At 70.1% G+C, this 26,344-nt stretch carries 29 protein-coding genes; all 29 read right to left on the bottom strand.

Annotated features, from left to right (window positions below):
* Positions 1–292 precede the first annotated feature (292 nt).
* Positions 293–655 carry a hypothetical protein gene (locus ABZ374_RS44940; protein ID WP_360323773.1) on the bottom strand — a complete coding sequence of 121 codons (363 nt, stop codon included), beginning with the start codon at positions 653–655 and terminating at the stop codon, positions 293–295.
* Positions 648–1,091, bottom strand: coding sequence for a hypothetical protein (locus tag ABZ374_RS44945; RefSeq protein WP_360323775.1), 444 nt, complete (start codon positions 1,089–1,091; stop codon positions 648–650). The genes ABZ374_RS44940 and ABZ374_RS44945 overlap by 8 nt, the downstream gene beginning before the upstream one ends.
* Positions 1,088–1,405: a hypothetical protein gene (locus ABZ374_RS44950; protein WP_360323777.1), complete on the bottom strand. Its 318-nt coding sequence runs from the start codon at positions 1,403–1,405 to the stop codon at positions 1,088–1,090. The genes ABZ374_RS44945 and ABZ374_RS44950 overlap by 4 nt, the downstream gene beginning before the upstream one ends.
* Positions 1,406–1,416: 11 nt before the next feature.
* Positions 1,417–2,934 (bottom strand): DUF1906 domain-containing protein, encoded by a 1,518-nt coding sequence (locus ABZ374_RS44955; protein ID WP_360323779.1) that lies wholly within the window; start codon positions 2,932–2,934, stop codon positions 1,417–1,419.
* 138 nt (positions 2,935–3,072) lie between these two features.
* Positions 3,073–3,840 carry a hypothetical protein gene (locus tag ABZ374_RS44960; protein WP_360323781.1) on the bottom strand — a complete coding sequence of 256 codons (768 nt, stop codon included), beginning with the start codon at positions 3,838–3,840 and terminating at the stop codon, positions 3,073–3,075.
* A complete protein-coding gene (locus ABZ374_RS44965) occupies positions 3,840–4,913 on the bottom strand; it encodes a hypothetical protein (RefSeq protein WP_360323783.1) in 1,074 nt (357 codons plus the stop codon). The genes ABZ374_RS44960 and ABZ374_RS44965 overlap by 1 nt, the downstream gene beginning before the upstream one ends.
* Positions 4,910–5,980, bottom strand: a complete 1,071-nt coding sequence (locus tag ABZ374_RS44970; RefSeq protein ID WP_360323785.1) for a hypothetical protein — start codon at positions 5,978–5,980, stop codon at positions 4,910–4,912. Before ABZ374_RS44970 ends, ABZ374_RS44965 begins: the two co-directional genes overlap by 4 nt.
* A gap of 9 nt (positions 5,981–5,989) precedes the next feature.
* Entirely contained in the window at positions 5,990–6,853 is an 864-nt protein-coding gene (locus tag ABZ374_RS44975) for a hypothetical protein (RefSeq protein WP_360323787.1), read from the bottom strand.
* Positions 6,853–11,880 carry an NlpC/P60 family protein gene (locus tag ABZ374_RS44980; protein ID WP_360323789.1) on the bottom strand — a complete coding sequence of 1,676 codons (5,028 nt, stop codon included), beginning with the start codon at positions 11,878–11,880 and terminating at the stop codon, positions 6,853–6,855. The genes ABZ374_RS44975 and ABZ374_RS44980 overlap by 1 nt, the downstream gene beginning before the upstream one ends.
* A 19-nt stretch (positions 11,881–11,899) precedes the next feature.
* Positions 11,900–12,217 carry a hypothetical protein gene (locus ABZ374_RS44985; RefSeq protein ID WP_360323791.1) on the bottom strand — a complete coding sequence of 106 codons (318 nt, stop codon included), beginning with the start codon at positions 12,215–12,217 and terminating at the stop codon, positions 11,900–11,902.
* A 74-nt stretch (positions 12,218–12,291) separates the two neighbouring features.
* Complete coding sequence (locus tag ABZ374_RS44990) at positions 12,292–12,711, bottom strand: hypothetical protein (protein WP_360323793.1); 420 nt, start codon at positions 12,709–12,711, stop codon at positions 12,292–12,294.
* Between the two features lie 87 nt (positions 12,712–12,798).
* The gene (locus tag ABZ374_RS44995) at positions 12,799–13,716 is read right to left on the bottom strand and encodes a hypothetical protein (RefSeq protein WP_360323795.1); all 918 of its coding nucleotides are present in this window, start codon (positions 13,714–13,716) and stop codon (positions 12,799–12,801) included.
* Between the two features lie 63 nt (positions 13,717–13,779).
* Positions 13,780–14,163 carry a hypothetical protein gene (locus ABZ374_RS45000; RefSeq protein WP_360323797.1) on the bottom strand — a complete coding sequence of 128 codons (384 nt, stop codon included), beginning with the start codon at positions 14,161–14,163 and terminating at the stop codon, positions 13,780–13,782.
* 11 nt (positions 14,164–14,174) lie between these two features.
* A complete protein-coding gene (locus tag ABZ374_RS45005; RefSeq protein WP_360323799.1) occupies positions 14,175–14,528 on the bottom strand; it encodes a hypothetical protein in 354 nt (117 codons plus the stop codon).
* Complete coding sequence (locus ABZ374_RS45010; protein ID WP_360323801.1) at positions 14,528–14,884, bottom strand: hypothetical protein; 357 nt, start codon at positions 14,882–14,884, stop codon at positions 14,528–14,530. The genes ABZ374_RS45005 and ABZ374_RS45010 overlap by 1 nt, the downstream gene beginning before the upstream one ends.
* Positions 14,881–15,267 carry a hypothetical protein gene (locus ABZ374_RS45015; RefSeq protein WP_360323803.1) on the bottom strand — a complete coding sequence of 129 codons (387 nt, stop codon included), beginning with the start codon at positions 15,265–15,267 and terminating at the stop codon, positions 14,881–14,883. Before ABZ374_RS45015 ends, ABZ374_RS45010 begins: the two co-directional genes overlap by 4 nt.
* A 2-nt stretch (positions 15,268–15,269) precedes the next feature.
* Positions 15,270–15,596 carry a hypothetical protein gene (locus tag ABZ374_RS45020; protein WP_360323805.1) on the bottom strand — a complete coding sequence of 109 codons (327 nt, stop codon included), beginning with the start codon at positions 15,594–15,596 and terminating at the stop codon, positions 15,270–15,272.
* A 10-nt stretch (positions 15,597–15,606) separates the two neighbouring features.
* Positions 15,607–16,623, bottom strand: coding sequence for a major capsid protein (locus ABZ374_RS45025; protein WP_360323807.1), 1,017 nt, complete (start codon positions 16,621–16,623; stop codon positions 15,607–15,609).
* Positions 16,624–16,638: 15 nt separating this feature from the next.
* Positions 16,639–17,361, bottom strand: coding sequence for a hypothetical protein (locus ABZ374_RS45030; protein WP_360323809.1), 723 nt, complete (start codon positions 17,359–17,361; stop codon positions 16,639–16,641).
* Positions 17,362–17,376: 15 nt separating this feature from the next.
* Entirely contained in the window at positions 17,377–18,060 is a 684-nt protein-coding gene (locus ABZ374_RS45035; RefSeq protein WP_360323811.1) for a hypothetical protein, read from the bottom strand.
* 49 nt (positions 18,061–18,109) lie between these two features.
* Positions 18,110–18,910 carry a hypothetical protein gene (locus ABZ374_RS45040; RefSeq protein ID WP_360323813.1) on the bottom strand — a complete coding sequence of 267 codons (801 nt, stop codon included), beginning with the start codon at positions 18,908–18,910 and terminating at the stop codon, positions 18,110–18,112.
* Positions 18,911–18,939: 29 nt separating this feature from the next.
* On the bottom strand, positions 18,940–20,391 hold the full coding sequence (locus ABZ374_RS45045) for a phage portal protein (RefSeq protein ID WP_360323815.1): 1,452 nt from the start codon (positions 20,389–20,391) through the stop codon (positions 18,940–18,942).
* A gap of 17 nt (positions 20,392–20,408) precedes the next feature.
* Complete coding sequence (locus ABZ374_RS45050; RefSeq protein WP_360323817.1) at positions 20,409–22,067, bottom strand: terminase; 1,659 nt, start codon at positions 22,065–22,067, stop codon at positions 20,409–20,411.
* On the bottom strand, positions 22,067–22,528 hold the full coding sequence (locus ABZ374_RS45055; RefSeq protein WP_360323819.1) for a hypothetical protein: 462 nt from the start codon (positions 22,526–22,528) through the stop codon (positions 22,067–22,069). Before ABZ374_RS45055 ends, ABZ374_RS45050 begins: the two co-directional genes overlap by 1 nt.
* 59 nt (positions 22,529–22,587) lie before the next feature.
* Entirely contained in the window at positions 22,588–23,196 is a 609-nt protein-coding gene (locus tag ABZ374_RS45060) for a DNA primase (RefSeq protein WP_360323821.1), read from the bottom strand.
* 652 nt (positions 23,197–23,848) lie between these two features.
* On the bottom strand, positions 23,849–24,148 hold the full coding sequence (locus ABZ374_RS45065; RefSeq protein ID WP_360323823.1) for an HNH endonuclease signature motif containing protein: 300 nt from the start codon (positions 24,146–24,148) through the stop codon (positions 23,849–23,851).
* Complete coding sequence (locus ABZ374_RS45070) at positions 24,148–25,152, bottom strand: DUF4082 domain-containing protein (protein ID WP_360323825.1); 1,005 nt, start codon at positions 25,150–25,152, stop codon at positions 24,148–24,150. The genes ABZ374_RS45065 and ABZ374_RS45070 overlap by 1 nt, the downstream gene beginning before the upstream one ends.
* Complete coding sequence (locus tag ABZ374_RS45075; protein ID WP_360323827.1) at positions 25,149–25,511, bottom strand: hypothetical protein; 363 nt, start codon at positions 25,509–25,511, stop codon at positions 25,149–25,151. The genes ABZ374_RS45070 and ABZ374_RS45075 overlap by 4 nt, the downstream gene beginning before the upstream one ends.
* An 86-nt stretch (positions 25,512–25,597) precedes the next feature.
* Positions 25,598–26,200, bottom strand: a complete 603-nt coding sequence (locus ABZ374_RS45080; RefSeq protein WP_360323829.1) for a hypothetical protein — start codon at positions 26,198–26,200, stop codon at positions 25,598–25,600.
* Positions 26,201–26,344: the final 144 nt, after the last annotated feature.

The following is a 26,344-nucleotide window of genomic DNA, read 5'->3' on the forward strand; positions in this document are numbered from 1 at the left end:
CCCGCCGAAGCGGGGCCAACATCTGGTCGATCGCCGACCCGACGGTCAGCCACGATCCATCCCCGCTGGAGCGGGGCAGAACTCCCGAGGAGACCGCTTCAGGAGTCATCCCCGATTGCTCGGGGCCAAGCTGTTGAACGGACCTCTTCACGAGGCGTCCCCGCCGAAGCGGGGCCGACACGAATTACCGTAGCCCAGCATCCCGACATCCGTGCAACGAACGCGAGAAAGAGCCCCCGCCGCCGCCCACGAAGGGCAGCAGCAGGGGCTCAAGCACAGGTCAAACGGCTGGTCACACTCCAGTTCGGAGGTACTCCTTCACCCTGTCCTCCGGCTCCGGAGGCGGCCCCACCGGCGTCGCCGCCCATCGATACAAACCCTCGTAAGCCCGCGCCAACGCCCGCACCAGCGAACGCAGACTCCGAGCCTCCGCCCGCATCTCGTCTATCTCGGCCGACTGTTCCGCGCGGATCGCCCTGAACGCCTCCAGGTCCTGGCGCCTCTGCTCCGGCTCGGCCGTGATCCGAGCCGCGGCCTGCTGGGCCTCCGCCGTCGCAGCAGCGGCAGCCCTCGTCGCCCGCGCGGTGAACAGCCCACCCAGCGTCAGCGCAACCGCCCCCACCAGCGCGCCGACGACACCCCAGATCTCACCCACGACCGCTCCCAGGGTCTCTCACCGCACGATGGGGCACCGAGTGCTCAGGCACCGCGCTCGCCCACAAGATCACCCCGATATGGCTCGTCAGGTACCAGCCGGCCACCCACGCACCCCGCGCATAGTCCCCCGACACCGCCGACCACAGATACGCCGCAGCCCACAACGACGGTGGGACCAGGGCGGCCGAGAACCCGACCGCGTCACGGCCCACCGGCAGCAGCGACGACGCGAACGTCACCGACCCGGCGAGGACCCACACCCACGCCCAGCAGTGCAGTGGCGCCCGGTCCGTGAGCAACTCCAGACCCCGCGTCGACGTCGGAGGAGCGGCCAGGAACCCCGCGCCGAGGCAGATTTTGCCCGCGCCCAGGATCGCGAGGATCGAGCCGCGGCGGCCCAGGCGTCGCCGCAACCGGGCCACCGCGCGCCTCACCGAACGCCGACCTTCTGCGCGGCCCCGCTCGCACCGGTCGGCTTGTAGATGCCGAAGTGCACGCCCACCGCAACCAGGAACGTCCCGAGCCACGTGATCAGCGCCGTGCTCCACAGGAACCCGTCACCGGACGCCAGCATCTCGGAGACGAAGCCCGAGACCGCAGACAGGAACGCGAGCAACACAGCCTTCGTCGAGGCGCTCGTCGTGACCTTCGTGACCAGCCCCACCAACAAGGGCAGGCCCACGCCCACGAGCAGCGACCAGAGCTGTACGCGCACCGGGTCGCCCGTCTCGGCGACTGCCTGAAGCATCGTCGGCGTCATCACTTGCCCGCCTTCAGTGTCGCGAGGATCGCGTCGAGCTTCGCGTCGAGCGCGTCCACCCGGGCCCGGGTCTCGCCGATCATCCCGTACACGTCCGGCGGCGCCGGCCGCCCCGCCTTCTTCGCGGCCTCGACGTCGCCCGCGTACTTGTAGCCCAGCTCCGTCGTCGGATCCGCCGCGCGCTGCAGCAGCGCCCACGCGTCCGGGCCCTCGCCGTGCTCCTGGTAGCCCCAGCCCTGATACGGGACCAGGGCGTCATGCAGCTCCGCGAGCTGCTGTGCCTGTGCAGGCGTCATGTCGTCGTCCTCCATCATTGTGAACTCGGGCCACGAGCCCGGATCTTGGTGGTCGTTCTCCGGCACCTGGCTGTGGCCGTACCAGCCGGCCTGGCGCTCCCAGACGGACTCGGAGCGGTTCGCCGCGAAGCTCATCGGCCGCCCCATCGGCCACACGTCGGGCACACCCCACGAGCGCACCCACGCATTCAGCTCCGCCCAGCCCTTGCACGGGGTATCGACCAGCCGCGCATACACCCGGCCGCTCCAGCGGCAGTACGGAAAAAAGACCGCCTCGATCTGGAGCACGACCTTCCCGGCCCGGTTCGTGCGCGTGCCGCCGGCCACGTCCACGACCGACTTCGAGCGCGAGTTCGCAGGGACGAGCTGCGTGAAGCGCCCCGTAAAGGGGTCCCAGATGATGTGCGGTGCGGCCTTCATGCCCGCCGGGTTCCGGCCGAAGTACTGCACGAGGGTTTCGTAGCTGATCAGATCGGCAGGGTTGGCGGCCGTTGCGTTGCGGTCCCATGTGATGTGGGCGAGGGCCTTCGCCGGCCCGCCGTCGGTCGGGCTGTGGTCACCGATGTCGAGCCGGGTCGCGCCCGGCATCCACAGATCGGGCATGTCTCCTCCCGGAGGGTTGAACCACTGGCCGTAGTCGGCCTGGTGGGCGTCGTCGATGTCGATCTGATACGCGCCGAGACGCGTCTGCGGGATGCGTTGCCACAGGTGATTGCCGGGCACCTGGTAGTCGTCCGACCAGGCCCCGGTCTGCCAGAACCAAGCCGCGGCGCCGGCGCGCTGGGCCCACTCGACCGTCAACCTGCCGCCGTAGACCCCGATGTTCTGCCGATCGAAGACGCTCGCGATGCCCCGGAAGTACTCGGCGAGGACGGCGAAATCGGCTGCCTTGCGCACGTCGAAGTCGACCGCGAAGTACACCGGCCGACCATCCGGCCTCCCGAGCGCGGTCGCCTGCGTCGCCGCCCGCAGCGCGTCCCGACGGCCCCGGTCGTAGCCCCCGCGCCACGCCGTCGTGCGGTCCGCCTCGCCGCCCTCCCATACCGCGACGACACCCAAGCCGGCCGCCCGACAGGCCGCAACCTGCGCCGTCGTCCACGCCTTCGCCTTGTGGCCGAGCGAACTGTCGAGGTCGGTCAGGTAGCGGACGACGAAGCTGTGCCCCGCCTTGGCGACCACCGCCGGGGGAACGTTGGTAAACGAATCGATACCGGTGGGCATTGCACACCTCCCGTGTCGCGGTGGGACGATCGAGTCATGAGCGACGAACTCCCCGCCTGGAACAGCGGAGGCAGCAGCGAGGGCGTCGAGCGAGAGCCGATGGCCCAACTCCCCGGCGAGATGCCCGTAAGCAACGACTCAGGTCTGGGCGCCCCAGGTGGTGAGCCCGCGGACCCCGATGGACCCTGAGCCCGCCGTGCGCCGAGCCTGGATCTGCAAGATGCCCCAGCCGCCCGGGACGATCGGGGCCGTGCCCGCGATCTCGTACTGCGCGTAGGTGCCCACCGCGATCGTCTGCGTCGCCCCGACCTGCGTCGCCCCCGACATGACGCGGACCTCGCCGCCCGTCGTGCCGTCCGAGCAGCGCACCCGCATGACGACCCGCACCTTCGGATGCTGCTGGTAGAGCTGCTGCTCGACCACCGCAGTGAACGAGCCGGACGTCGTGGTGCTCACCGGCACCTCCGTACCCGTGATGTCGTACCAGCCCGCCGCCGGAATCCACGGCCGGGCCAGACCACCCCCGACGATGTCGTCCGCGACGACGATCCGCCCCGTCCGATCCCACAGCGACACGCCCTGCCGGTCGTCACCGCCCACCGTCGGGTCGGCGTAGATCGCCAACGCCAGGGTGCCGTCCTCGCGCCGAAGCCACACACCCTGCTGCGTCGACCCGTTCGTGTGGTTCAGCTCGGCGCCGAGCGCGCCCACGTACACCGTCTGCGTCCCGGCCGGCGTCTGCACCGCGAGGTACCCACCCGAGTCGATCGTCAGCCCGCCCGCACCGATCGACGCCCGCTCCAGACGGCGCGCCGCGCGGAGTTCGGTGATCGCCCGCCGGATCGCGGCCAGTTCCCGCATGATCCACCCGGGACCGTTGGGCAGCATGTCTCCCGCTGTGGGCATCAGCCCTCCTCCACCAGGATCGGCGTGACGACGTCCGCGGCCGGATCCCAGTCCCAACCCCACGCGCGGGCCACGACATCGACCCCGTCGGGATGCCCGTCCGAGTGGCCGGCCTGGACCTGCAGGCGGATCGTGTGCCCGAGGTCCCACGCCTGCCCGAGCTGCGGCCCTGCCGACGCGCGGGCCTGCACCGTCCACACGCTGGAGCCGGTGGCCATCAACGCCAGCGCCGCGCGGGCGTGGTCGTCGACCGTCACCTGCTGGGAGATCGACGTGGACGGTGTCCACCGGTAGTCGTATCGGGGCCAGCCGGCCGCGAGGAGGTCGGCCGCGATCATGTCGTCCGAGACGGTGCGGCTCGAACCCTCGCCGTCGCCCGCCGCCCGGGTCACTGTCGCGCCCTTGCCCTGCTCGTAGGACTCGCTCTGCTCGTAGGTGATCACGCAGCCCGGCAGGTCGAACACGGCTGCGGGTACGGCCGGTTGCACGCCGATCCGGGGGCGAACGCGCGCCACCAACTCGATCGAGGTCTGCGACCCGTCCCGCCACCGCGGGGCGATCTCCCACTCCGGCCCGTCCTGCACGCCCATCAGATCCACCAGCGCGGACAGCACGGTGCGGTCCTCGCTGTCCGCGTAGGTGCGGTCCCGCAGCGCACCCGTCGCGGGGGCGTCGACCGTCAGGCCGATCCCGTCGATCGCCACATCACCGAGCAGCCCCGCGGCGATCACCGACGCCTCGTTGACCTGGGTCCAGGTGTGATCCCGGGCGTACCGCCGGTCCAGGTACGCCTCCGGTGTCGCCAGCCCCAGGTCGCAGGCGGGTGCGGAGCCGCGGCGCCGGGACAGGACGATGCCCGCCCACACCGGGGTCGTCGACACCGCCACCAGCATCGTGCGTCCCGGGAGCGTGCACTCCTGCCACCCGACCGGGGCACCCGCGATCGGCAGCGCCGCCGACAGGGAGGTGTGCGCACCCAGGCGCCGCGACAGTGCCCCCGACGGTGTCAGCGCCCGTAGCTCCTCGATGACCATGCCGGTCCGCAGGTCGCACGCCAGCCACTGCACGCTCACGGATGCATCCACGCCATCGACGCCGAGCAGGCAGGGCCCGAGAGGTTCGTCAGCGTCGACCCGGTGTTGTGGTAGAGCCCGACCTCGATGTAGTCGCCCGCGGACAGGCGGATGATGCGGGCGGTCTCGGTGGTGCCGGTGCCCGACGACGACGGCAGATACTGCGCCTGCCACTCCGGCCCCGGGCCCGAAGAGCCGTTCGTGCGCACGCGCAGGCGGCACTCCAGGGCTCCGGCCGGCCAGGGGAAGCCGGCGGTGACCAGCCACGCTCCCGCGACGGGCGCGTACAGGCGAGTCGACTGTCCGACCGTCCACATGCTGCTGTCGGTCATCGTGCTCGCCGAGGACCAGGACAGCCAGTCGTAGGCGGTGACGTTGGGGTTCAGGCTGAACGTGCCGGATTTTTCCACGGTCAGAACGTGGCGTTCGACGACGTCACGCCAGGCCGTGCCCGAGTATCGCTCGGTGGTGCCGGTGTCGATCCGGTAGACGGCCAGGCCCGCGTAGGGCCCGGAGATCGCGTCGCGTTCGGTCTGCGACGCCACGGGGAGGATCCCGCCGGACGCCACGGTGTACGGGCGCACGGACATGTCCACGCTCGGGGGCTGCCCCGATCCGGACGACGGCACGGTGATCACCGCGAGCGGCAGGTACGAGGTTCCGGCGGCCGGGGCAGGAGTCGCGGGTGTCGAGGAAGCGGTCCCCGCCAGGTACACCGGGGCGGTGTCCTTGGCGCCCGAGGTGTCCACGTCGGAGTCCCGCACCCGGATGTACACCAGGTCCTTGCGGCCCAGGGTCGCGTGCGCGGCCGTCAGCGACGTCGTCCAGTTCACGTCCTGCGCCCACCAGTAGGCGCCCTGCGTCGCCGCCGTCACCCCGTGGATCAGCGCGGCGCCCGGGGTCACCGTGATCGTGCCGGACAGCACCGACACCGCCAGGCCGCCACCCGGCCGCACACCCTGCCGGCCGGACAGCGCACTCGACGACGGCATGATCCCCAGCGCCTGCGCGCGCCGCATCTCCCCGGCATCCATCGCCACCGAGTTCAGCCACATCGGATCAGGCACGAGTCCTCCTCACATCCAGGCCGAGCGGTACGACACCGTCAGCAGTGCGCCCGCGTCGTAGGCGGCGGCTCGAAATTGCACGTCGGCCCACGAGAGCGCCGGGATCTCCGGCCAGTCCCCCGACACCAGTCCCCGACGCGAGACGGTCCCGCCGATCAGGACCGAGTGCGCGTCGGTGTCGATCACCAGCCACTCGCCCGCGGCCAGGGTGGCGTTGTAGGTGAGGGTGCGGATCCCGCCGCCCGAGTCCAGGACGACGACCTGCGGATGCTGCACCGGGCCGTCGATCCTCAGCGTCGGCCGCGACGCGATGGTTCCCGCGTTGCTGACCCGGACCGACCCCTGCACGACGGTCGCGCCGATCGTCCATGGCGGAGCAGCAGGCAGGGACAGGCCGCCCGACGTCGACGGCAGATGGGTGGTGAGCGGCCCCACCACCGCCCCGTACCGGCGCGGGTCCTGCGCGACGAGCGGCACCGACCACGACGCCGACGCCCCGAGGGTGGCCACCGCCACCGGGCCCGCCCGCCGCACCGCGCACGAACGGTCCAGCGACCCCGGCTCGACAACGCGCAGCGTCGTCGGTCCGAGGGACGCGGCGGCGTGCACGCGGTCCACGGCGGCGAGGAGTGTCGCCCGGTCGGGGGCGAGGATCTCCCCCTGCAGGGTGATGGTGCGCGGGGTGAGCCACGATCCGCCGCCCCAGCCGCCGTGGTCGGCAGTCCGCTGCTGCACGTCGAGGGTGACGCCCGGCGAGTCCCACCAGCCCTGGAGGTCGGTGACCAGCCAGTCGATCCCGCTGTCGTCCTCCACGTGCAGCGGCAGGCTGCCGAGGGAGATCGACTCGAACTCCCCGTGCAGGGTGGCCGGCATCAGCTCACCCCCGCCCCGGCGATACGGCGCTCCACGTGCGCGGCGATGGTCGAGCCGTCGTCCATCACCAGGTACACGCGGGTGCCGTCCGCGAGGCCGGACGCCCCGGCCGGAGCCGACCGGGCGGCGTTGCCCGCCTCGACACCCCGGCGCGCGAGCGTCAGCAACGCGCGGTTGACCTCGGCGGTGTACACCTGCTCGGCTTGGCCCGTGCCGTTGTAGGCCAAGGTCATGCCGGGCGCGAGCGGACCACCGGAGTCGTACAGGCGCGGCACGATGCCGCCGGACGCGTACCCGCCCGGCCGGTCGTAGGCCCGCGAGAGCGAACCGTACTGATCGAGCGCGTACTTCATCGACGCGTACACGTTGGCCAGCGGTGCGGTCGAGACACCGTAGAGCTGCGGCGGCGTGTCCTTGAATGCTCCGGCGTACCGCCTGTACGTCGGGCCGATGACCTGCATCAGGCCCACGGACGGGGTGCCCGCGTACCAGTTGCTGTCCCACCGGTTGACCACGTTCGGGTCGCCGCCCGACTCCTGGTTCATCCGCCGCAGCGTGGTCGCCAGGAGCGACGCCGGCTGCCCGACCATCGCGAGCGCCTGCTGCACGACCGGCGCCCACCGCAGCACACCGGCCCCGGCCACGTCCCCGCCCAGCAACTCGGGCGAGAGGTACCGGCGGATGTCCACCACGTTGGCCATCGGCGATGGGCCGACGACATCCCCAGGCTTGGGCGCGTCGTAGATCCAGCCGTCCCGTAGGAAGAAGCCAACGTGGGACGGGCTTTGCCCACCGAAGTGCTCGAAGACCAGGTCACCGGGCCGTGCCTTGGACTTGGGGATCGATTGCCCCTGCGTGACCTGATCGTAGGTCGTGCGCCCGAGCGGATAGTTGCCTGCGTTCTTGTAGGCGTACCGGGTCAGACCCGAGCAGTCGAAACCGGCTGGCGTCTCACCGCCCCACAGGTACGGGGTGCCCTCGAACTGGCGTGCATACGCGAGGATCGGCCCGGGGTTGCCGGGCATGACATCGCCGCCGCCGAAATGGGTCGTCGCGTAGATCTCGTCGTCGCCGCGCAACTTGTCGATCAGCGAGTCGATGCCCTTGGTCGGCACCGCGCGCGCGAGCTTCGACCAGGGACCATCCCCCGGGAGCTGGTTGATCAGGGCCTTGACCGGCTGGAACCCCAGCTCGGCGGCGGCGGCCATGCCTCCGCGCACCAGGTCGCCCAGGCTCTTGATCACATCGCCCGGCGACGGGATGGAGCTGATGTCGCTCTTGATGCTGTCGACGATGCCGCCCCACGAGAACGCCCCGCCGAACCGCATGCCGGACAGCCACTGGGCGGCCCCGGCCACGCCCCGGTTGCGCGCCACGGCGTTGCCCGTGTGCACCCACTCCGAGCCGAGCGCCCGGGTCAACTCCGGGCGGAGGATGGCCTCCCCGCCGCCGACGGCGATCATCGTGGTGTCGACGCCCGGGGTGTAGCCGGGCACCACGCCACCCGTCGCGTAGGCGACATCGGGCAGATGAGGCAGGCTGACGACGTCCGCGACCTTGTCCCAGACCTTCTTGATCCCGCCGGTGTAGACGCGGTCGATCACGAAGCGGATCGGCGCCTCGGCGACCGCCTTCACGCCGTCCCAGGTCTTCTCGATCGCGGACTTCGTTGACTCGAACGCACGTTCTATCCCGCTCAGTACGCTCGAAACCGCGCTGCCGATCTTGTCGAACGCCGGCTTGATCGCCTTGTCGTGCAGCCAGGTCGCCCAGCCGCCCAGGCCCTCGAAGGCATCCGACATGAAGCCGACCGCAGGCTTGATCATCCAGTCATAGGTCCAGCGGATCAGCAGGCCGATCGCGTCGAACTGAGGCTTGATCCACTCCCGGTACAGCGACGCCGCCCGATCGCCGATCCACGCGAAACCGTCCGCGATCCAGCCGACCACCGGGCCCAGGGCGTTGTCCCACAGCCACAGTGCGGCCGTAGCGATCGCCTCGAACTGAGGCTTGATCCCGTGCTCCCACAGCCAGATCGCCCCTGCGGAGAGCGCCATCCACGCCAGCAGCAACGGCGTGATCAGGACCGTCAGGACGATCGCCGCGAGGATGCGGGCCGCCGTCGAGATCCCCTCGAACGCGGGCTGGATCCCGTTGCGCCACAGCCACATCGCCCCGGCCGCGACGGCGTCGAAGACGGGCTTCAGGACCTTCTCCCAGACCCACTTCAGGCCCGCCTCGATCTCGTCCCAGTAGATGACGACCAGGGCGATCGCCGCGATGATCGCCGCCACGAGCAGCACGAACGGGTTGGCCATGGACGCCGCGTTGATCGCCGCGATCGAGATGCTGACGGCACGGAACGCGATGGCCGCGAGGAACAGGCCCTGGACCAGGGCCGGCGCCTCGCGCGCGATCCAACTGATCGTGTCCGCGAACACGGTGAGCACCGTCAGCAGGGGGCCACGGAACGGAGCCAGCGCATGCGAGACATCCGCGAACGCGTGCGCGATCGACGAGAACGCGGCCCCCAGTTGGGGCGCGTTCTTCGCGGCATCGTCGAGGAACCGTTCGAACGCGGGCGAACCCCGCAGGTTCACACCCCAGTTCGCGAACCTCCCCGTGATCCGCTGCATCCGCTCGGAGATCGAATCCATGTGCGGCAGGAATGCGCCGATGATTCCGGCGATGCCCTTGAACACATTTCCGAAGGCCACGCCGGTACCGACCATCGCCGCGGGCATCGCGACGACGAGGTCGTGCTTGAACTGGATCCACCAGGGCGACTGGAACGAGCGGCCGGCCCGGTCCATCAGCTTGCCCATGCCGTCGGCCGCGGCCAGGACGATCGGGGTCAGGGACGGGAGGGAGCGGATCAGCCCGTTGATGAACCGCGTGAACAGCGGCATCACGGTCGGGCTCAAAGAGTCCGACCACTGCTTGAACGCGTCCTTCAACCGCAAGACGGCGTCGAAAGTCGCGCGCGTCGCCGGGTTCATGTCCGAGAGGGCGCGCTTGTACTTGTCCGCAGCCGTAGCTGCGGCGTTCATCCCGCTCGCACCCGACTCCGCCGCTGCTGCAGCGGAGAGCTGAGCCGACCGGATCCCGCGCTGAGCCGATGCGATCTGATCGGCCGACTGCACCGCGACATCGGCGACATGCTGCTGCGCGTCGGCCACCTGCTGCTGGGCCTTCGCGATCGACTTCGCACTCTCGGCCTGAGCCTTGGCCGCGTCGACCTGGGCGGCCTTGACATCCCGACTGGCGTCGACCACTCCGAGCTGTGCCGCGGCCAGTCGCTTCTGGGCCTCGGTCACCAGGTCCGACCCGTCGACCCCGACCCGGTTCGCCTCCGTGGTCTGGGCCTTCAGGCGCTCGGTGTCCTTGGCCTGCTCCTTCAGGCGTTGCGTTGCCTCGTCGAAGTCGAGCTGGGCCTCGTCGCGTTCGCGCTGCGTCGCCTTCGAGCCCGGCGCCGACGCCTTGTCGAGCGCGGCCTTCGCGTCCTGGAGACGCAGCACCGCGCGCCGCTGGGAGATCTCCGACCCCGCAAGCTGGTCGTTGAGGTCCTGGAGCTGATCCGCAGCCTCTTTGCGTGCCCGCGTCAGATCCAACTGCGCGATACGCGCGTCCTCGTCGGCACTCGCGGCCTTGCGCTGAGCTTCGCTCACCCGGGCCAGTGCCTGCTGCTGCCGATCCGCCGCCTGGGCCTGAGCATCCGCGAGTCCCTGCTGCGCGTCCGACACCGCCCGCAGAGCCTGCGTCCGCTGGGTCGCCGCCTGCCGGTACGCCTGCGTCAGCGACTGCTGGGCGCCCTCCATCTGCAACGCCTGCTGAGCGGCCTGGACCGCCTCCTGCGCGCCGCTGCGGCCAGCCTTCTCGGAGGCGGTCGAGGCGGCATCCGTCGCGGCCTTCTGAGCCTGCAGCGCGGAGGCGATCTTCATGACCGCCGGTACTGCGACCAGAGCCAGCGCGCCGAACCCGACCGCTGCCGTCACCGTGGCCGCCGTCAGCGCGCCCAGCGCGGCGGCCGTCACCCCGATCGCCGGTGGCACGATCAGCGTCCCGAGGATCGCGACCAGCCCCAAGATGTTGGACATCGCCGAGCCGGTGCTGACCTCGATGTTGATCCGCTTGCGGTCGAGGATGTCCGCCTGGACCTGGACGGCACGCAGCTCGGTCCGGGCGCGCCTCGCGTCCACGCGCACGTCGATGTCGATGTTCTTGTCCCGCGCCAGCAGCGCGAGTTCGGCACGAATCCGATCGATCTGCGCCTGCGCGGCACCGGCGTCGATGTCGATGCCGATCCGTACATCACGGATCAGGTCGAGTTCGGCGCGCAGCCCCTGGATGCGAGCCCTGGCCGGATCGGTATTGCTGTCGATGTTGATGTTCGGCAGCGACTCCTGAGCCGCCTGAACCGCCGCGCGCAGCCTCGCTCCGAAGCTGCCGTCGACTTCGAGCTTGACCTCCCACGGCCGCAGCGTCGCCAGGCGGATCTGCTCGCGCATCCGCTCCAACTCGGCGATCGCCGCCGCAGTGTCGACCCGCACCTGGACGTTCGGCGAGATCGCGCCGATCCGGCGGAGCTGCTGCTCGATGTCCTCGGCCTCGGCACGCGCGGCCTCGGTGTCGATGTCGATGCCGATGCGCTTGTTCCGCAGGGACTCCAGGCGGACGCGAAGAGCCTGGAGATCCGCGTCCGCTTCGGAAGTGTTCGCCCCGACCTTGATGTCGGGGATCGCCCGCAACGCGGCCTCCAGGCGCGTCCGCATCTGCCGCCCGAACGCCCCGCCCGCGTCTCCGCCGGCTCGGCCCGCCTGGACCGTGGCGAGCTTGCCCTCGACCCGAATCGGCTCCGTGAGCGAGCCGCGGATGCCCTCGCGGATCCGGCGGCCGATCAGATCCCCGGCCTCGCGACCCACCCGGTCCGCGTCCGGCAGGATCTGCGCGGACAGCCGGGCGTAGATGTCCTTCGCGTTCGGTACGACGTCGACGCCGACCGAGCCGATGGGGATGAACGGGGGCATGGTCACCCCCATCAGCTATTCAGTTGCTACCGGTGCCGTCGATCCGGGCCTTCATCGCCGCGCGCCGAGCGGTCTTCTCGTCCGGCGTCTCGACCGCGCGACGGCGGCCACCGGCAGGCACGTGCCCAGGCCGGCGGATCGGCTTGATGTCGATCGCCTCGCCGCCGTTCGCGACGACCAGGACGTTCAGCACCTGGCCGAGGAGGTCGATGTTCGTGCAGAGCAGCATCTCGACCTGCGACCAACGCCCGTCCTCGGGGCGGGCGTCGCTGACCATCTCGGCGAGAACCTCATCCGGGATGCTCGCCCGGAGCGCGGTCTGCCACCGCGACTCCATCGGCAGTTGGTCTAGGAGGTCCCGCAGACGGCGCCATGTGAGGCCCCGGCCCGGCCGGCACAGATCCCGGATGTCTATTTGGTACGTCGCCTGGAGGTCGGCCTCGGCTTCTTTGCGGTGCGCTCGGAGGCGCGCCGCGAGGCCCTGGATTCCGGGACCGTGATCCCGTGGTGCGACTGCCAGTCCTCGACGATCTTCGCAAGGGCACGGCCGGGCAGGCGCTTCTGGCAGAACAGTTCGTACTGCTCCTCGCTCAGGAGCATCCGCACGAACGGCCGCATGTCGCCGCCGTTCGGATCACTCGCCGCCCTCGACTGGTCCTGCCAGTCGAAATCCTCCGGCGACAAGGTCGTGTAGAGCGTGCCGCCCATTACGAACGTGAACGGCTTCCCCTCTTCCTCCTCGGCCACTTCATGCAGCCACACGTCGATGTCGAGGATCTCGTCCTCGTCCTCGTCGCCACGATTGACGACCTTGCCTTCGATCGCGTCCATGCGCGGACCCTCCTGTGCTCGGCGCGGGCCTGGGTACAGCGGTGGGCGGGCCGGGTCCGCGCCTGGTCGACCCGCCCACCGGTCTCGTTACGGCAGCGAGGGAACGCCGCCAGGAGTGCCCGTGGTCACCACGACGGCCGGAGTCGTGCCGCCGGTCAGCGACGCGGCCGAGCCGGTCATCTGGTCCACGTTCGTCCCACCCAGCGAGCCGCCGAACGTCACGACAACCGGGGACCCCGGGTGCGGGCCGCCCGTCGCGGTGATGTCGCCTGCCTCGATGTTCGACAGCGCTTCGAGGGCGGTCTTCACCACGGTCGCGGTCGCGTTGTACGCAATTGCACCGGTCGTCTGGCTGCTGTACGTCAGCGTGTAGGTGCCGCCGGTCGGCGTGCCGGTGATCGTCACGGTCTGGACCTCGTTCGACCAGAACGCAGAGACGTCCGCACCGGCCAGATCGATCAGATTCGACACGGCCTTCTCCCCGTTGAGGCCGGGGAAGCCGGTGATGGTCAGCTCGTTTACCGTGTAGTCGTCCGTCGGCGAGTTCGACGAGCCGCGGCCCGTCACCTCGGCATTGGACATGTACCGCCACCACTTCTTGCTGTCGGTCTCCTCCGCGCAGAACAAGGCGGCATACCGGTGCTTGCTCGGCCGGTCGGGCAGGTCGTAGGAGATGACCCCGGCGACCGGTGCCAGATCGGCCAGGTCGACGTTCTCGTACAGCGCGAGCACGAGGGGGTTCAACGCCTCCTCGGCGGTGAACTTCATGGCCCTGCTGGCCTTGGTGATCTTGGATGCGATCGGGCCGACCGCGCCGGCCGCTTCCAAGTCCTTCCGCTCCTCGTCGGCGGACCACTCGCCGCCGGTCTTCGCCATCCATCCCAGGCACAGCCAGGGAGAGGTGAGAGGACTGAAGTCGGTCGGCTTCGGCGTGCCGACCGGTGCGATGAAGACGAGGAAATCGTCGGCCCCAAAGGCCAGATCCGCATTGCGGGTATCGGTCACTGCTATCACTCCATGGGTGACTGAGCCCCCGGCGCGGGAGGGCTGAGATAGGAAGGGGGTCAGTCAGCCGGTCGCGACCGGCCGGACGGCCAGCGCATACGTGGCCTGGGTCCTGCTCACGGCAGGGTCGTCATAGGGGAGCCACTGCGGCCCGACCGGGCACGCCACGTGCTGCACGCGCCCACCCGAGGCGGTCACCCCGGGCAGGTGATGCAGCATCAGGTCCTGGATCCGGATCGCGAGAGCCTGCGTGTCCGCGCGCTCGGCCGCGTAGGTGTACACGTACACCAGCGGGGCGTCCCGGAACTGCAACGTGGGGCCGCCCACACGCTCGACCTGCACCACCGGCAGGATCCGTTCCAGGTCGGCCGGCGTGTTGGTGACCACGCGGATCGGGTCGAGTCGCGCGGTGAGCCACCCGGTGAGCAGCAGCTCGACGTCCACCATCGGCCGCGTCCTCATGTGGCCGCCGCGATCGCGCAGGCCCGCAGGATCGTGTGTCGGGCTTTGATGTTCCTGTTGCCGAACTCGATGCCGAGCGCGTGCTCCGTCGAGTTGATCAGGCTGATCTGCGCACGGGGCTGCGACCCGTAACGCTGCGTGCGGGTGATCCAGTGCGACCGGTCGACCACCCGGAACGAGCGCTGATACAACGTCGGATGCGGGTCCTGAGGCGGCACGCCCACCGGGGCGATCGCCTCCGCGATCGGCTTGAGGTGAGTCTCGGTGATCGTCCGAATCCCCGCGATCATCTGCGGAGACGCCAGCAGTGCGGACACGCCGGTCGGATACAGCCTGAACGTTGCACCCATCAGCCGGTCACCGCCTTCAACTTGGCCTCGCAGTGGTGGAACCCGGCCGGCGTGAAGACGGGCGCCGGCAGGCCGTCCACCTCGAACGTGGTCGACTGCCAGGTGATTCGATCGCCCGCACCGATGCCGTCCGTGTTGCAGATCATCAGCCACACCCACGACACCATCCGGTTCGAGCCGATCCCGCTCAGTTGACCACTGGACCCCGAGCCGTCCTCCGAGGTGCTGAACTGCTGCACCCACGCCGGGATCGAGACGCCCGTCGACCAGGTCGGCTTGTCGTTGCCGAGTGGGTCACGGCCCATCGTCGGCGTCTGCCACAGCACGGTGTGCGGCAGCAGGTCCGGGCCGATCACCAGCACCTCCGAGGAGACGACCAGATCGGACCCTCGTCCGCGCAGATCACCGAATAGGCGGCGTCACCGTCGCCCATCGCGTCACCGAGCAGCGACTCGATCTCCCCGTCCGTCACGTACAGGCCACCTGACTCGCCCATCGTCTCCGAGTACTGGCCGATCGTCCGCTGCCGATACCCGCCGGGGTTCGTGATCGCCCGTCGCGCAACGACCACGGTCAGCGCCAAGGCCACCGCTGGATCCGGCGTGAACCCCCGGGGGAGCCGCGACCGGATCAGCGCGGACGCGTCGTCCAGCATGGCCTGCACCCTGACCGCGTCCGCACCCGTCGGAGTGCCACCCGACCGCGCCCCGTACTGCTCGACGGTCGCGAACGCGGTCACGATCAACCGACCTTCGAAGCGGCGTCGACCGCGGCGATGATGTCCTCACGGGACGCATCGTTCGCGACGGTCACACCCCTCGCGGACGCGTACTCCGCCCACGCGGACTTGCCCGACCCGGGTCCGGATCGCGGTGGCTCGACCGGACCCTCTTCCGACTCGCCCGCCGGCGGTGCCTGCGTGGCCGGGGAGTGGCCGTCGTCCGACCAGACCTTGGGGTTCTTGACGTGCGCCTCGGCCCACTCCGGCATCGGATCACCCGGAGAGAAGACCTGCGACTTGCCGTCGCCGTTGTCGACGTGCACGAACGCGGTGAACTGCTTGCCCATGTCAGTCTCCTCAGGCCACGTCGGCGACAAAGGTCTGGTCCGGGTTCGCCAGAACCGGTACCACGATCGCCGCGGCCTTGGTCCACAGCGCCGGCGACTCCTCGACGCGGTACACGCCGGACACGATCCCGGCCTCCTCGCCCGCACCCAGGCTGTAGCCGCCATCGAGGGCTTCGACCGTCGTGCCCCAGAACGTGCCGCCCAGCTCGGACGAGTCGCTCGGCAGGAACAGCACCTTGTCGTCCGGGATGAACCGGGTGGCGACGCCGCCGCTCTTGTACTTCGCGTCGTAGGTGCGGATCTCCGGCAAGCCGTAGACCGTCAGCGTCGCCGCGAGGTTCGCCTCTGACACGATGTCCGGCGCGCCGTTCACCGTCGCCACGAGGGCCCTGATCTCGGCGTTCCGCAGCAGGTAGGCAAGGACTCGTCGTGACGTCAGGATGATCCCGGGTTCGTCGCCGTTGGTGTCCACGTAGGTGTCCCGCCAGGACAGCATGTCCGTGACCGGCGTCGCCGACGCCACGGTGGACCACGGAATCGCGGCCGACACCGAGTGCGCGGCGGTTCGGCCGAAGTCGATCGTGGCCTGCACGCCGTTCTCGTTGATCACGACCTGGCCGGTGACGAGAGCGTCTGCCCGCGCCTTTTCGACACGGGTCGCGATCTCGCGCGTGATCTTCTCCGAGTCGGTCAACAGCCCGTTGGTGATCTCGTCGTTGGACGCGTGCCGCAGCCGCAGCCGGTCGTACTCGCCGAGCCGCATCTTGCGGGAGATCGGCGGGAGTTCGCCGGTCACGCGGGTGATGCCCTCGCGCCCGGAGATGGACGCCTCGGTGTCGTAGCTCCGGTACGGAGCCGCTTCCAGGAGGCTGCCGCCACCCTTGTTGAACCGGTAGATGAGGTCGTCGACCTGCACGCTCGGCAGGTACTGGGACAGCGTCAGTCGGTTGATCTCCAGGTCTCGCAGCGACTCGCGCGCGTACCCGGTGAGTTCCGACGGGGTGATGTATTCGGTGTTCAGGTACATGGTCGGTCACCCCTCTCAGAGGAACTGGATACGGCCGGCGACGTCGGTCATACCGGCCGCGTCCACGGGGAACGGGAGCTTGGCCGAGACGACCTTGCCGTGGTCGAGCAGCGCCGCCGGAATCATGGTGTTCGTCGAGTTCGACGTCGGCGCCGCCACCGCGCAGAACAGGAACCCGACCAGCGTCTCCAGGCCGCCGAGCGACGGCTCCGCGCCGCCCGCAGTGCCGGTGGCGATGACGACGGCGGGCGAGCTGCCGCCCGTCAGGCTCGCACCCGACGCGGTCATCGCGGCCACGTCCGTGTACGCGAGAGTCCCGCCGAACGTCACGGTCACCGCGGTGCCCGGCAACGGGCCGCCCGTGCAGGTCACATCACCGACACCGATGTTGCTCAGCGCCTCCAGGGCCGCCTGGACCACGGCCGCCGACGCGTTGTAGGCGATGGCCGCAGTGGTCTGGCCGCTCCAGGTCAGCGTGAAAGTTCCGCCCGTGGGCGCGCCCGTGATCGTCACGGTCTGCACTTCGCTGGTCTTGGGCGCATACGGCCCGTACAGGCCGGTCGCGGTGACCTTGCCGAGCGGAATCCCGCTCGGGAAGAAGCCGCTCGGGTAGTGCGTGCCGCTCGTGAACTTGCTGACGTCGAGCGTGATGCTCCGCGCCGCTTCCGTCCCGTGCTGGGACCCCAGCCAGGACTGATCGTCCTGCCCCCAGGTCTCGGTCCTCAGGCTGAGGTCCATGCCTTCTCCTATGTCTTAGGTCTTGTTGTGCCGCTCGGCGTACAGATCCCGCCCCGCGGCGACCGACCCCGTGGATCGGTCCTTGCTCGTACTCCGGGGGCCTTGGCCCGCCGTCACATGCCTGCGCTCGTCGGGCTGCTGGGCCACGGGCGCGAACTCGGACACGAGGGCGGCCACCTTGTCGGCGTCCACCTCGCCCCGGTCGTCCGTGAGCGCCGACAGGTCCATCAGCGCCAGGGCCGCCGTCGGCACGACCACGTGCGCCTCCGCCGCCGCTGCGGCAATCGCGTGCCGTCCGATCTGCGACCGGAACGACAACGCCGCCTCGGTTCGGCCGGCGACCTTCGCCTCGTCGAGTGCGCGCTCGTGATCCGACATCCCTTGACGCCGCACCTCGTCAAGCTCGGCCGTGACGGCCTGCAACTTGACGGCGGCGGCGGCGTTCTGCCGCGCGCGCGCTTCGTGCTTCTTGGCGAGAGCAGCCCACTTCTTGCTGTCGTCACCCCAGTCCGCCGCGTCGCTCTCCGGGGTCTCCGTGTCGGAATCCCCGCCCGCGTCGCCGTCGCCCTGATCCTGGCCGTCCGTGTCGGACTGTCCCTCGCCCTCCCCGGACCCACCCGCGATCGGGTAGACCGGTCGGCCGTTGACGTAGCCGAGCACCTCGCCCGGGGCGTGCGTCAGCCGCGTGATGCGCTGCATGTGTTTCTCCCGTGTCGGGTGTGCCGCGCCCGTGTCGGGCACGGAAGTCTCAGGGGGCGGTCGTGCCGCCGTTGAGGTCGTCGGGGCCGGTGAAGGTCTGGCCCCGGCGGGACAGGACCGGGCCGATCTCCCCGTGTTCGTTGGTGACGATCAACTGCCGGTAGTCCGGCGTCCGGCCGCCGCGGTCGGCCTGCAGTCCCGCTTCCTCGACCGCCCGGTGGACCCGCTCCAGCAGCACCGGATCGATGATCTGACCCGGATCCCGAGTACCGGGGATCGGCTCGACGATGCAGTGACACTGCGGATGGATCGCGGCCAGATCCTGGCGCCGGTAGCGCTGGGTCGAAGCAACCAAGCAGAGCAGGCAGTTGCGGGGCCCTGTCGGGACACGCTTCCAGCCCGCCGCACCCGACTGGCCACCCATGGCCATCTGCGACGCGCGCATCCGGGCCATCTGCAAGTCGGTGTCGGCAAGCACCGCGGCCCGCATCGCCGCCTCGGACAGCGCCCGGTCGAACGGCTTGCCCTTTCCGAGGCCCGTCCACAACTGCACGTAGGGCCGCTCGTAGACGTCCCGTGTCGGCACGCCCCGCAGATCCTCCGGCAACTCGATGCCCACCGGATCCACAACCCGGCCGGTCTGCTCGGCCAGCGACGCCGCGATGTACCGGTCGGTGAGCGCGGCCATGTACTGCTGCGAACCGATGATCGTCGGCGCCACCGTCGATGCGAACCAAGCCGCGTCCGGGCGATTCCACGCCGCGCGCAGCATGAACGCCCGCCCGATGTAACCCAGCAGGCCCGCACGAAGATGCGCCGACGCCGCGATGTACGCGGCAGCCGCAGTCACCGTGACGGCCCGAGGGGGCGCCGGCGTTGTCACGCGCCGTCCAGACTGAAGTCGGGCAACGCGAGCTGCTGCGGAGGAGCCGGCTGGCGCGCGGCCTGCTCGGCTCCGGCCTTCAGCATCGTCTCACCTGCGGCTGCCGCCACGATCCGCTTGGTCCGCTGCGGAGACTCGCCCATGTTCTCGGCGAGGATCTCCAGCGGGTAGCCGATCGACGAAAGCTTGGTCGCCGAGTCCGCCAGGACCGCAGGGTTGAGCGACCGCGGGTCCTGCCACCGAATCTCGTGGCTGGTGAAATCCCTCGGCTCACCCGCAACGACCGCACACAGCCCGAGCATGTCCTCCAACTGCTCGCCGAAGTGCGTCTGGTGCTCGCCGACTTTCGCCAGGTGCAGGCCGTCGAGCACGACGACAGTGTCCGTCGCGATGTTCACCAACTCGTTGACGACCGAGTACGTCGGCGTGTTCGTCTGCACCAGGAGATCCCGGATGTCGACGTCGTGGCATTTCAGATAGCCCATGAGGTCGGTCTGCGAGAACTCGCCGAACTTTGCATCCGGGCTCTCCGACACCCACAACGAAGCCGGGTCCGGAGTGAACGGATTCCCGTCCGGGACCTTCTTCGGCACCATCACCGGCAGGCCGGTCTCGGGGTCCGCGCCCGGGACCATCTCGATCCGCGTGGCGAACTTGTGGCCCGACAGGGTCCGCTGCCGAAACGCCGAATACCGGCCTGCGGTCATGCGATTCAGGACGCCGAGATTGATGCGGTTCTGGGCCGGACGCCCCGCCCAGAACTCCGGCTCCGGATCCTCGCCCAACTCCGGCCGGCATTGAAACGCCACGAATGCGGGCCGACCGAAGTCGTGTGCGATGAACTCGCCGGTCTCCCACGTCTTTGCAGAGATGGAGAACCGCCGCCCGGCCTGCTGCCGCCGGTACTCGGTGCGGCCGTCCTTCAACGAGACGGTCGCGCGCGCTTCCCTCGCGACGTCGTCGTACCACACCTTCAAGGCGGCGATGACCTCACCGGTGGCAGGGTCCGTCTCCACGATGCAGTCGCGTGGATGCTCCACCGTGATCAGCGGCTCGCCCGGCCGATCCGGATGCTCACCCACCTGCAGGTACGCCTCGCCGAAGGTCAGAGCAGTCCTGAAAAGCTGCTTCTGCTTCGAATCCATCTTGTTGGCCTGCCACCACTGCCAGGCGGCCTCGTCGCCCTCGCCCTTCGCGTCCGTCACGCCGATCGCCAGCAGCCGGAACACCGAGGCGTCGACCACCATCGCGAGGAAGTTCGTCCGCGAGTTCTTCTGGAAATCCCTGTACGCCTGAGCCGCCTTGGCCGGACCGTTCGGCAGTGGGTGGTCGCCCTTGTACCAGTCCCAGTACTCGTCCAGGAGTACCCGGCGGGCCCAGAGCTTGCGGCTCAGCCGCAGCAGCCACCAGTCCGCACTGCCGGGCTCGGGGTCATGCAACGGCACCACGCCACCCCCTCACCAGCTCAGAACGTCCAGCCGAGCGATTCCTCTTGAGTCGCCAACACGCCTGCGGCGATGGCGGCCAAACGAGCCTGATACGCCAGCACCGACGCCACGACGGCGTCGATCTTGCGGGGCGAGTCCGGGTGCTCCTTGGCGATCTGCAAGCCGGATCTCGAAGCCCGCCGGCGCGCATTGAGCGCATGCCGCGCCAGGACCGACGAGCCGTCGTGCGTCAACTCGCGCTCGATCACCGCCGAGTGGAACTTTTCCAGGGCCCGAACGATGAGGATCGACCTGCCGCCGGTCATCCACCACTCGATCGGGTGGGCGACCGTTGCCTTGACCTTCAGCCCCGCGCCCCAGCGCGCCTCCCAATCGGCGACGTGCCCCTCCCACTTCGCCGGGTCCGCGAAGAACCCGACGACGTGATACCGCTCGAACGTCTCGGCCACCACGGCCAAGACCTCCGGAACAGGCACCGACCAGTCGGTACCGGCGGGGCCGTCGGGCTGTTCCCAGATGTGGATCTGGAACACATGGCCGTCGGAGACTCGACACCCCATCAACGCGGTGGCGTCCGTGACGCCGCGGCTTCGCTTGCGTGAGCCGTCGAACCCGAGCGTGATCATCTCGCCCGCAAGTACGCGCTTCCCCGGCGCTGCGCACCCCGACCATTCGGGCTGCGTCAGCCACGCGTCCGTCGCGTGCGTGATCTGGTTGAGGAAGTCCGCCCGCATCACCTGCGGGTCGTTCGACAAGTCCCAGAAGTCGGCGGCGATGACGTCGATCGGCGACCACCCCGGCGCGCACGACGGATGGTGCAGGACGCACCCGCCCTTGTCGTCCGAGGAGTCCCCATAGGCGTACCGCAGTCCCGCAACCAGGGACTCCCGGTCGGTCGTGTCCGTCTCCGGCGGTGCCTCGCGGTGGTCGTACAGCAGGCCCCTGGCCTTCGCCCGGCCCTCCTTGATGGCCGCCGCATACGCCGCGGTCGTCTCGGCCACCGAGTCCTCGCCGGGCGTGTAAGCGTTCGGCGACTCGATCGTGGAGCCGCCCAGCTTGGTGGCGTTGTCCCGCATGCGCTGCGCGAGCCGCACCCCGCCGTTCGAGACCTTCCACTCCTCGGTCTGGTCGAGGATCGAATGGATCGCACGGTTGCCCTTGACCGAAGAGGCCGACGAGGTGATCGGCGCGATCTTGCCCTTCGGCAACGCGACGAACGACTCCATCGGCTCCAGGCCCGGGTACTCGTCGATCACCGGGCCCTCCCGGAGCATCTCCAGGATCGGAGTCCACGAGTTCTGCGTCTGCATCTCCGACACCGCCGCGACCTGCACCAGCGGCGTCCGTATCGAGGACCAGGGCTTGCCGACCGGTTGGCCGTGCGCGTCCCAGCCCTCGAACAGCACCGGGCCCAACGCCTCCGCGCAGGCGATTGCCGCGAGGAACGGGCTCTTGCCCCACCCGCGAGGGCGGGAGATCACGCCGCGGCGGATCACCCGCCGGCCGGTGTGCGGGTCCAACTCGTAGAACCGCAGGATGAACTCGGCCTGCTCACGCGTCGGCACGAACGGCTCGTACTCCGTCCGGTCCGGCGCGGCCAACATCGCCGTGATCCAGTCCAGGACCTCGTACCCCAGCGTCGGCAGCTCACCCGGTTCGGACGGCCGCCACGGCATCAGTCATCCGACGCGGCAGGCGGCAGAACATGCAGCGACCCGTACCGGTCCCGCGACGAGGTGGCGACCGGCCGACGCGAGTCGACCTCGTCGGCCTGGGCGAACTGCATCCGCAGCCGCGCGCGGTCCTCCATCGTGGCCCCGAACTTCGCCACCCGAAGCCGCAACTCCGGCGCCACCGACAGGTCGCCCGTCCACACCTTCGCGTGGATCAGCGCGGTGTCGAGGAGGAACTCCCAGTCGGTCGAGCTGAAATGCTCCGCCTGCGGCGACGCCTTCCACGTCTCCCACCACTGGATCGTGCGCTCCGGCCACTCGTACTCGATCAGGCCGTCCTCGCCCTGGATGCCGAAGCTCGGCAACTCGGGCGCCTCGGCACGCTCGAACCGAAGGATGGTCTGCGGGATCGGGTCCTTGTTGCCGCGCGCCCGCCTGCTCGACGGCTTCGGCGGTGGCCCCATGCCGGCCATGGTGATACCTCCCGTGTCGGGACGGCAGCGCCGCCCGTGTCGGGAGGCCGCTACGTGATCAACTCGCCGATGACCTCGGAGAGATCGCCAAGCACCGCCGGCGTGTCGCCGAACGTGCGATGCGTGACGGTGATGTACCGGCCGTTCGGATAGATCTCGGCCTTGCCGCCGCCCGGTACGTTCACCACCCGGCCGGAAGTCATGTGAGCGCGGCCCCAGATGTGCAGGCCATCGCCCGACGGCGAGACCTCCATCCAGGTGGAGCCGGCGCGGTCGACGATCCGCCGAGCCCACGGCGCGAGCACGCCGCCGGACCAGCAGTGGTCGAGGTCGACGCAGACGATGCCGTCGCCGGTCAGCACGAAGCCGGCGCCTACACCCTCGGTCGAGGCGAGCGCCCGGTCGTAGGTCGACCAGGTCCGCGGGTTCACGCTGGAGGCGACACCACGCCCATCAGGCCGGAGTGGCACCTTCTTGTGCGAGTAGCGCACCCACCTCGGCGCCTCGGCCAGTTCACGAGGCACGCACGGGCGAGGAGCGGATGCAGTGTGACGAGCGCGATGCGCAGCCTGCCGGCACGCGTCGCCGCAGAAGCGGGCATCGACACGGGCGCGCTTCGGAAGCACTCCCTCGCATCGCTCGCACAGTCGCTCCGCCATGAGTCCAGTGTACTGCAAAATGCCTGGTCAAGCCGTGACAACGCCTTCTCGAATGCGATTGACTGTACGCCGATCTGCCGAATCGGGGATGCCGGGAGGTCGGGCGGTGCGCGCGAGGCCGTCAGACTGCCAAGCATTCCGCGCCATGGGGTGATCCCCCAGACCCGTCGGCGGCCCTAGCCGCAGCATTCCTTCGGTCTCCGGTCCCCCGGGGGTGGGGAGGCACCCCCCAGGGGGCCGCCCGTGTAGGCCAACAGTGTTGACATGAACGACCGGTTGGATACGCCAACACTGTTGGCCTGTCGTACTGGTTGGTTCTGCCAACTCTGTTGGCCTCACGTACCGGTTGGGCGTGCTCGCGCCGCTCACCCGGTCAGGTTGGTTGGCCGCTCGGCCTCACGTCCTGGTTGGATGCCCGCTCGGCCTACCGGCCGTGCCTGCCGCCGCTCTCCTGCCCTGGGGCGACGCCGAGGGCGAGGCGGTGGAGGACGTTGCAGTAGCCCTGTGGGTCAACCAAGTACTTGGATAGGTGGCGGACGCATCTGTTGAAGTCGCCCGGCGTTCCCCACTTGATCTTGGCCGCGCCCTTGCCCTTGGTCCAGTAGACCTTCAGCTCGGTGCCGCCTCCTGGTGCGCTGTCCACGCCGCCCCCTCAGCTCAGCCCTGGGTGCCGCTCTGCGGGCCTGCGTTCGCTGACCCCTGGTCCTCGTGCTGCCGCTGCCTCGGCGCCGGTCTTGCGGGCGTGGTGCCGGTGGCAGAGCAGCCACAGGTTGGTGTCGCTGTGGTCGTCGCCTGGTGTGCGGTGGTCCACCTCGGTGCCGCCCTGGCCGCAGATGCCGTGCTCGCCGGGCCACTGGCACAGGCCGCGGTCCCGGGCCTTGATGCGGGGGACGGTGCGGCTGGTCCACCCTGCGGGAAGGCGGGCTCTGCGGGTGCTGCCCGTCCAGGCCATCAGAGCGGGCTGCCCTTGGCGAGGATGTCCCAGTCGTCCATGCCGCTGGGCTCGACCTCGGCGACGGGCGAGATGCCGTACCAGGCGGTGGTCGTGCTGACCGGCATGGAGCCGGGTGCTGCGGCGAACCCGCCGCTGGTGGCGCGCACCACGCCGTCGTCGACCGGTGAGGCGAACGCGCCGGTGGTGACGCTGTATCGGCCGGCGGGGCAGCCGTAGGAGGCCCAGTAGTCCACGCCGAGGGCCGGCGTGAAGGGGGTGGTGAACTCGGCCAGGTTCCAGCCGTCGACGGGTGAGGCTGTAACGGCGGTGGCGAGGAGCGCCGAGTCCGACTGTCGCCACAGGTGGACGGTGTCGGCCGTGTTGCCGGACGAGCCGCGGTACCAGCGGATGCCCGTGAGGGTGCAGGCGACGAGGACTCTGAAGCGGACGCCGAGTTCGTAGTCGTCGGTGTCGCTCTCTGTGGGGCTGGCCGGGGTGGCCGGGTAGAGCACACCGAACTCGCCTGCGGTGAGCGTGGTGGGCGGCGCTACGTTGGTGTTGCCGCGCTTGGCGATGGCGAGGACGCCGGTGGAGCGGACGCGGACCAGGTCGCCCGTGACGTAGGTGGTGGCGTCGTCCCAGTCGCCGTGCCAGGAGCTGGCGAACGATGCGCCGGCGGGCCCGGTTGCCCCGGTTGCGCCTGTGGTTCCCTGGGGGCCGGTTGCTCCGGTGGCGCCTTGTGGCCCTGCGTCGCCCTGCGGGCCGGTCGATCCTGCGGGGCCCTGTGCTCCGGTGGCGCCTACGGGACCTGCTGGGCCTTGCTGGCCCTGTGGTCCGATGCTGCCGGTCGCGCCCGTGGCCCCGGTTGCTCCGGCCGGGCCTGTGGCACCGGTCGGCCCCTGCTCTCCCTGCTCTCCCTGCGGTCCGGTCGACCCTTGGGCACCGGGCGGCCCGGGCAGGCCGGTCGCTTCGACGGTGACCTGGGTGATGGGCGTCTCGATGATGATCTCGGTGTCGCTCACCGCGCGGTGTCCTCTGCCTGGATGCTGCCGTGGACGATGGCGTCGGCGGTGTCGGGGTTGTCCTGGTCGAACCAGAGGGCCCAGGTGGCGGTGTAGTCGAGCGCCTCGGTGATGGTGCCGTCGATGGTGAACGTGACCGTGCCGGCGGTGTCGTCGACGGTGATGCTGCCGCCGGTGCTGGTGCCGCCGCGGACGAGGCGGGCCACGTCGCCGCCGTGCTCTTCGACGACGACTTGGATGTCGAGGCTGGCGAGGGGTCGGGGTGCGCCGCCGGTGCGGATGCGGATGGTTCGGGTGATCGCCTCGCCGCGGGCGCACGCGAGGTCGACGCGGGGGACGTTGCCGGAGGTGAGGGTCATGGTGGCCTCCCTCCGGGGTTGTGGGTGGGGCCGGAGCGGTGCTCGACGGCCCCACCTACGTCCCGACGCCGCCCGCGTCGGGGGTCTCAGAGGGTCCAGGTGGCGGTGTTCGCGGCGAGGCCGAGGCCGGGCGCGAACTGGACCTTGGTGATCTTGGCGTCCTTGGGGACGACGTAGGCGATGTAGCCGACGACGTGGTCACCCGGGGCGACTGCGGCGCCGTCGGGGTACCTGGGGCCGGCGGTGACCTTGCGGAAGTACTCGGCGGGATATCGCTGGCCCTGGTCGTCGTAGACGCCGGACTCCGCGCCGGGGTACTCGGACATGGTCTTCGTGCCGGGTGCGCCGATCCGCCATTGGACGGCGACGAGGCGCTGGGTCGGCGCGAGGGCGCTGTTGGTGCCGTCGCCGGTGGCCGGGTCGACGATCTTCACGGCGGTCAGCTCGATGCTGTCCTCGCCCCGGGTGATCGTGACGGGCTGTCCGATGGCGACGGGTGCCGGTGGACCGGCGGGTGTGGTGCTCGCTGCGGCCGGCGCGGGCGCCCCGGGTCCGGTCGCCGCCGGCGGGGCGACGGCGCCGGGAGGCTGTTGGGCGGTCGGTTGATCGCTGTCTCCGCTGTCGGAGCATCCGCTCAGTGCGAGCAGTACGCCTCCGACGGCCAGGGCTGCGGTGGTGCGGTGTCTCATGGTCCCCCCACGGGTCGAGTGGGTGGACGCTACGCCCGCTTGGCCCGCGAGCGGGGCCGAGTTCACAGATTCGACCCGTCTGGGGTCAGGTCTCGTCGGCGTCGGTCAGTCGGTATCCGGCGCCGCTTTCGAGGCGTTCGGCAA

The sequence above is a fragment of the Embleya sp. NPDC005971 genome, assembly GCF_040629175.1.
Classification (GTDB): domain Bacteria; phylum Actinomycetota; class Actinomycetes; order Streptomycetales; family Streptomycetaceae; genus Embleya.